This is a genomic window from Vibrio sp. M250220, assembly GCF_036533795.1.
Classification (GTDB): Bacteria; Pseudomonadota; Gammaproteobacteria; order Enterobacterales; family Vibrionaceae; genus Vibrio.
The window spans coordinates 1-1,410 of sequence record NZ_JATABI010000131.1 but is presented as its reverse complement, the minus strand read 5'-3'; the positions used below and the strand labels follow the sequence as shown (position 1 = coordinate 1,410).

The following is a 1,410-nucleotide window of genomic DNA, read 5'->3' as shown; positions in this document are numbered from 1 at the left end:
GGACATATATGGTCACCTCGCTGTTCGCAAGGCCTGATTGAAATTAATGTCGGTCTTTTCTTTAAGCTATTTCATAGGCACCCTTAACGGAGATTAACATTGATGGTCGACGGTCTTGCGACATATATCCGGCGTCGTTATAGCAACGTTTAGTTTGCTGCGCCCTAATGAGTTCCAAATTGACGTCTTATCCTCCTCTACACACGCATGGCTTTTCAATAGCCGCTGTCCCTAACAGGTTTTGAATAAGACAAACCGTTTTACATCAGTGTATTACCGCTCTTTTACAGATGGTTCTCTTTATCAGGCACACGCCAAATGAGGATTATAAGGCGCTCTTTTTACCAACACGGCCCAAATAATCCGTGCCAGCTTATTCGCGAGAGCAACGACCAATTTGCAGACATGCATCTTGGGTTTTAATGTCTGTAGCCACAGACTGAGTGGGTCCGATTTTCGCTCACACCAGTTTATCACTGCTCTTGCCCCCTGAATGAGTAGCTTCCTTAAATCTCGGTTTCCGCGTTTAGTGATTTTTCCAAGATAGTTTTTGTCACCACTGCTGTATTGAGACGGCGTCAACCCTAACCACGCGGACAGTTGCCGACCATTTTTGAACTCACCAACGCTGTTTATAGAACCAATGATGCCTGACGCGACAAGAGGTCCTACGCCAGGGACGCTCGATAATAGCTCGTAATCCTTGTGTTTACGGGCACAAATAATCAGTTGCTGTGTCAGCGAATCAATCTCTTCACTAAGCTGCTTGTAGTGCTCCCAGAGCTTTAAAACGAATGAACGAGTTACATGGGAGAGTTCATTGTTGGGGTCTTCCAGAATCGTCGGGATTGACCCTATTAAACAGGCGCTGCTGGGTTCAGTGACGACACCGTATTCCGCCAGAAGTCCTCGAAGCTGATTCACAGTGGCCGTTCGTTGTTTAACGAATTGACTCCGTATTCTTTGTAACGACTGAATATCTTGTTGCTCAATCGTTTTAACTGCAACAAAATGGATTTTAGGCCGTTGAGATGCCTCAGCAATGGCAATCGCATCATTAGCATCGTTTTTGTTCCCCACTAGCATCGCTTTAACCATTCGAGCAGGTACGAGCTTCACCGTATGCCCAAGCTTTTCAATTGCACGCCCCCAATAATTTGAGCTGTAACAAGCTTCCATCACAACAGTGGTTGGAGCATATTGCCTTAACGTGTCCAACAATCTATTTCGGCGTACTTGGCAATTCGAAACCGGTCTGTTTTGTCGGTCGAATACAGCAATCTGAAACACATTTTTTGCTAAATCGATACTAATAAGCCTATATTTCATGTTGGTCACCTTTATCCTTGATTCTGTCAAAAGTTAATCATGGCACATTGCGATGCCGAGATAGAGGTGACCATCTCATCA

Annotated in this window: 1 protein-coding gene; it reads right to left on the bottom strand. The window is 44.9% G+C overall.

Annotation, left to right across the window (positions count from 1 at the left end; genetic code table 11):
- Positions 1 to 303 precede the first annotated feature (303 nt).
- A complete protein-coding gene (locus QTN94_RS19880; protein WP_331428637.1) occupies positions 304 to 1,329 on the bottom strand; it encodes an IS110 family transposase in 1,026 nt (341 codons plus the stop codon).
- Between the last annotated feature and the right edge of the window lie 81 nt (positions 1,330 to 1,410).